Raw genomic sequence first — 5152 nt, 5'->3', positions numbered from 1 at the left:
GGAGCAGTCACTTTCTGTTCCGGAAACTCCGTGACGTTGACTTCTACAGCAGGAAACTCGTATTTATGGTCGAACGGGGCAACCACGCAATCCATTGCAGCTACAACAGCTGGTTCGTATACGGTTCAGGTTGCCAATGCTTCCGGTTGTCAAAGTGTGGCAAGTGCAGCAACGATAGTAACGGTGAATCCAACACCTGCGATTTCGTTAGGAACCGTGACGAGTCCGACGGCTTGTGCTACAAATACCGGTTCTATTACTGTGAACGGAAGCGGATCGGGAACTATTTCCTGGTCAGGAACAGCTTCAGGTTCCGCTTCTGCGGCTTCACTTCCTGCAACGATCCCGAATCTGGGAGCCGGTTCATACAATATTGTTGTAACCAGTGGAGCAGGCTGTATCTCCAATACGATTTCAGGAAGTTTAACGGATCCGGGAGCGCCAACTCCTCCGGTGGTTACAGCAAGTTCGGCTGTTTTGTGTCCGGGAAGTACAATCACATTAACGTCGTCTTATTCCTCCGGGAATACCTGGTCTGAAGGATCGTCAACACCGGCAATTACTGTTTCGTCTGCCGGAACGTATACTGTTTCGGTTTCAAATGCAGGATGTGTTTCCACTTCCGAACCGATGACCATTATTGCTGCAACTCCGTTTACAGTCAATGCGGGTTCTGATCAAAGCGTGTGCGCCGGAACTTCCGTTACTTTAACGGGAACTTCTTCCGGATCTCCGGCTTTGACCTGGAGTAATGGTGTGCAAAACGGCGTTTCCTTTGTTCCAAACGGAACGACAACGTATACGCTGACAGGAACGGATGCAAGCGGATGCCAGAATACAGATCAGGTAACTGTAACGGTGAATGCGAATCCGAATGTGAGTTTGGGTGCTTTGAGCCAGGTTTGTACTTACACTCCTGTTTTCACATTGACAGGTGGTTCACCGCTCGGAGGAAATTATTCAGGAACGGGAGTGAATGCAGGGAACTTTAATCCTGCGGTAAGTGGTGCGGGAACTTTCCCGATAACCTATTCTTACACGGATGGAAACGGTTGTTCGGGAACTGCTCAGTCGAGCATTGTAGTGGATGCGTGTTTATCGCTTTCGGAACAAGACAAAGAGCAGCTGCTTGTTTACCCGAACCCGACTTCAGGAATGATTACGCTGGTTTCGGACGTTCCTTACCAATCTGTGGAAGTCATTGATGCTGCCGGAAGAATTGTATGGAAGTCAGAACCAACTTCTTTTGAAAAAGAGCAGGTGATTGATTTGACGGGAATCTCCAATGGTCAGTACGTTCTTCAGGTAAAAACGCAAAGCAGTATTCATAATTATAACGTGGTTGTGAGCAAATAAAATTAACCACTACTACTAAGAAGGCCGACCCGTAAGTCGGCTTTTTCTTTTTTCTTAATTTTGATTCAAAGATTCACCCGAAATGAAGAAACTAAAGATTAACGGTCACGGACACATTTTACCGGAACCATTCGAGATTCCAAGATTTATGCGCGAAAAAAAGCTGTTCTGGATCGACGATGACAAAAAGTTCATGAGACAGGATGATTGGTCGCGACCGATTACGGATCCGAGTTTCTTTTTCAATGAGAAAATCGAATGGATGGAACGACATGGCATTGATCACGGTGTGATGCTCAATTTATCCCAGGTGTATTGTAATGGCTGGTCGAGGCAAGATACCTTCGATGCTGTTCGCTGGCAAAACGATTTCAATGCAAGCGTTCAGGAGAGAAGACCGGACAAATTCACGAGTGGTTTTGTGGTTCAGCCGCTGCACCTGGATGATGCTTTGAATGAAGTTCGCCGTTGTGTGGAAGATCTGAACATGAATGTGCTTTGTTTGCCGACCCATTTCCTGGATAAAAACAATGAATGGCTTTCTGTGGTGGATGATTCGACGCTTCCGTTATTTGAATTGGCGAATGAATACAAACTGGCGATTGAAATTCATCCGTATGACGGTGAAAAAATGGTTGCTTTGAAAGATATGTACTGGCGTTTCCATTTGGTCTGGATGATGGCACAAACCGCAGATACCTTGCACATGTATGCATTGAAGGATTTCGTGAATAAATACCCGGATATCCGCACGTGTTTTGCGCACGGTTGTATGCTCGGACAAGCTAATTACGGAAGAAGACTTCAGGGATTTGACGGGCGCCCGGATTTGTTTACGGAAACAAGAGATCCGCGTGCAAGCCTGGGGCATCCGAACTTATTTTTCGATACTTTGGTACATGATTCCTATACGCTTCAATTATTGAAAATCCGCGTGGGTTCTTCACAGATTGTTTCAGGATTGGATGATCCGTATCCTTTGGGGGAAATGGAAGGTGTTGCCAATTCTTATCCGGGAAGGGTGATAGACTTTGCTGTTCAGGTGGGGATTTTAGAAGAAAAAGAATCTGATGCCATTTGGTATGACAATGTGCTTCGCTGGTTGGGAAAGACTTCAATATAATAGTAGGATATGACATTCAGAATTCCGGTCCTTTTTATCATTTGCTTTATTCAAAGCGTGTATGCGTTTTCGCAGAACGGACAGGATTCGGTCATTCATGTTCCGATTGAATTTGCCCGCTTCGTTAAAAACACGAAACAGCATTACGGGTTTTACGAACAGACGCTTGAAAAGAAAGACGGAACTTATGACGTGCAGGTGTTTAAATCTGTTGGGAAATCTCATGCTGATCTGGTCGATTTTAAAATAAACACTGCAAAGATCGGTACGATTGATTCGGTTACGTTTTTCATTTCTTCCAATCAGCTGAAAACCTTCCGGATCAGTAAATCGAAATGTGCGCTTGCCCTGCCTCCAATGGAGAAAGATTACGAGGTACTTGCGAAATACGGGGGAAAAACGATATCCGTATTGTCTGTTTCCGTTTTACCTGTTCAGGAACAACGGATCCGGATTGTTCCGCTTGTTAAAACCAAAATCAACGCAGACAGCCTGGAAAGGGCATTGAACGGATTGTTCAAATCTGCCAATGTGCATTTTGATGTAACGCTGGAAGCACTTTATGAAAACGATGCTTTTGAAGCTGGAAAACCATTTGAAAACCCGAGTCCGGACCGCTTGAAATACACAGATCAGATGCGGCACATCCGTGATACCTACAAGCAGTTTGAAAAAGAGAAAACAGCAAATACCCTTTTGTTTTTTGTGATTCCGGAATTTGTGAACCCGAGATGGAAAGGGTTTATGGTGAAAAGCAAATCGTTGGGATTTATCACCAACAAAGAAGAGCAATCGCTGGCTGTTACCCTTGGAGACGAATACCTGAAGGGTTTTCTGAGTCTCGAATCTGATAACGAAATAGGGGAAGGCTGGAACATGGATAAGGAAGGTTGGCTGAGAGCCAATAACAATCCGGGAATCTATTCCATTATCGACGATTACGAAGAAGTGGTGACAAACAACGGTTTGGTAGCTTATTATTTTTTCGAACAAAATAAAGACGGAACGATTGTTTTGAAGAAAAGGAGTTTTTTGTCGTCGGTTATGCGCCCGATGAAGAAGAACACGTATTCCTACCATTTGCAGATAGACAATCTTTTTTACAAGACCATTTTCAGGATCAAAGGAAAGCCGTTTAATGCGTTGCATTTGCTCAGTGTCTTACTTTCTGTAGGCGGATGCATTTATGGTTTCCGGAAACTGCGGTCTTTTATCCGGACGAAAATGAAAAAGCCGCGTTTGGTTTCGTTTGTTTCGAGATTGATTCAATGGTCGGGAATGGTTGTGTTATCTTACGGTTTGATCCGTTTGGTCGATTTGGGCTATTCCTGGTTTGAAGTGACGGACGGAATCATCAAATCTTATTCGGATCTGGAGGAGAAAAAGGTGCTCGATCTCTTATTTGACAACACGCATCCTTCCAAACTGGAAGAGAAAAATATCGGTTCCGAGCTGATCATTAAGCGGAACAAGAATTACTTTCTTTACGAGCGGAAAAAAGTACTCTACTTTAAAATGAATGTTTCAAAAACGGGTGTTCCGCTGAAACTTCGTTTGATTTCAACCTCGGATTCATTGAAAGTGGCTCAATTGGAAGAACCGGTCGTTGCACAAAGTCATTACATGGTCGTGAAGATCTATTCTCCGAAAGGGAAGTGGCTGCGCGACCAGGTTTACAATCACCTGGGTGTTGATTTAACGAAGAAGCTGAACCTGGAAGATCCGCCGAAGCGCATCCTGATCTTTGTGAATGGTTATCGGCCAACTTCCCTGGGAAGCACTTTTGAAGAGAACTTTGAGGACATTAAGAAATATGGATTGGAATTTCCAAATTCCGTGAATCGTTTGTTTTCGGAAGACCGTTACAATTACTGGCATCCGTGGAAACAAATCGACGATACGTTCCGCCTGAGAATTAATCCGACGGAATACTATTACGCAGACGGGCATCATTCCGTGGCTACTTCGAATCACCGGAGTTTGCTCAATTTCACAACGAATTCAAGTATTTACCCGAAAAGATGCCAATACCCGGGAATGCATACCTGTTATACCACCAATACGGTTGGTTCCAAATTGTTCGGTTCTAAAAAAGCCAAAACAATTAGTTTACTGGCTACACGATCCAACAAAAGAGGATTCCGAGTTCGGGAGAACAGTGGGCGAATAGCCGGAAGAAATCTGTATCAAATGCTGAACGAACTTCCGAATACGTCTAAAAATGATACGTTGTACCTGGTTGTTCACAGTATGGGCTTTGCCTATTCCCAGGGAATTGTAAACCAATTGAGAGGAAAAATCAATTTTGGCGGGTATTATGTGTTGGCTCCGGAAAATGCAGAAGCAGGAGCGATTAACCTGAAAGAATGGAAACAGGTTTGGCAGTACGGAAGTAATCTGAATGCAAAAGACCAGGACGCGCCCTGCCTGCAGGATGGTGTGGCTCCGCAAACCGCTGTGAAAGGATTGAGCGAACAGCAGCGAATCTATATTCCAAAATCACTGTTCAAGCGCAAAGGGTATTTTGATTCTCACTTTATCGGTTTGTATACGTGGATTTTCAAGATTCCGCCAGGAGAAAAAGGCTATATACGACAACGGTAATTTTAAATTACGAATTACGAATTACGAATTACGAATTACGAATTACGAATTACGAATTACGAATTACGA

Annotated in this window: 3 protein-coding genes; all 3 read left to right on the top strand. The window is 44.0% G+C overall.

Annotation, left to right across the window (positions count from 1 at the left end):
• Nucleotides 1–1356, top strand: a 1356-nt coding sequence (locus Q1V93_RS03135) for a T9SS type A sorting domain-containing protein (protein ID WP_300661321.1), incomplete at its 5' end; no start/stop codon positions are given.
• Nucleotides 1357–1438: 82 nt separating this feature from the next.
• Nucleotides 1439–2479, top strand: coding sequence for an amidohydrolase family protein (locus tag Q1V93_RS03130; RefSeq protein WP_300661318.1), 1041 nt, complete (start codon nt 1439–1441; stop codon nt 2477–2479).
• A gap of 9 nt (nt 2480–2488) precedes the next feature.
• The gene (locus tag Q1V93_RS03125) at nt 2489–5083 is read left to right on the top strand and encodes a hypothetical protein (RefSeq protein WP_300661315.1); all 2595 of its coding nucleotides are present in this window, start codon (nt 2489–2491) and stop codon (nt 5081–5083) included.
• Nucleotides 5084–5152: the final 69 nt, after the last annotated feature.

This window comes from Fluviicola sp., assembly GCF_030151805.1.
Classification (GTDB): domain Bacteria; phylum Bacteroidota; class Bacteroidia; order Flavobacteriales_D; family Crocinitomicaceae; genus Fluviicola.
Note: the sequence above shows the minus strand (reverse complement) of the source record. Positions and strands in the feature narration are given on the sequence as shown.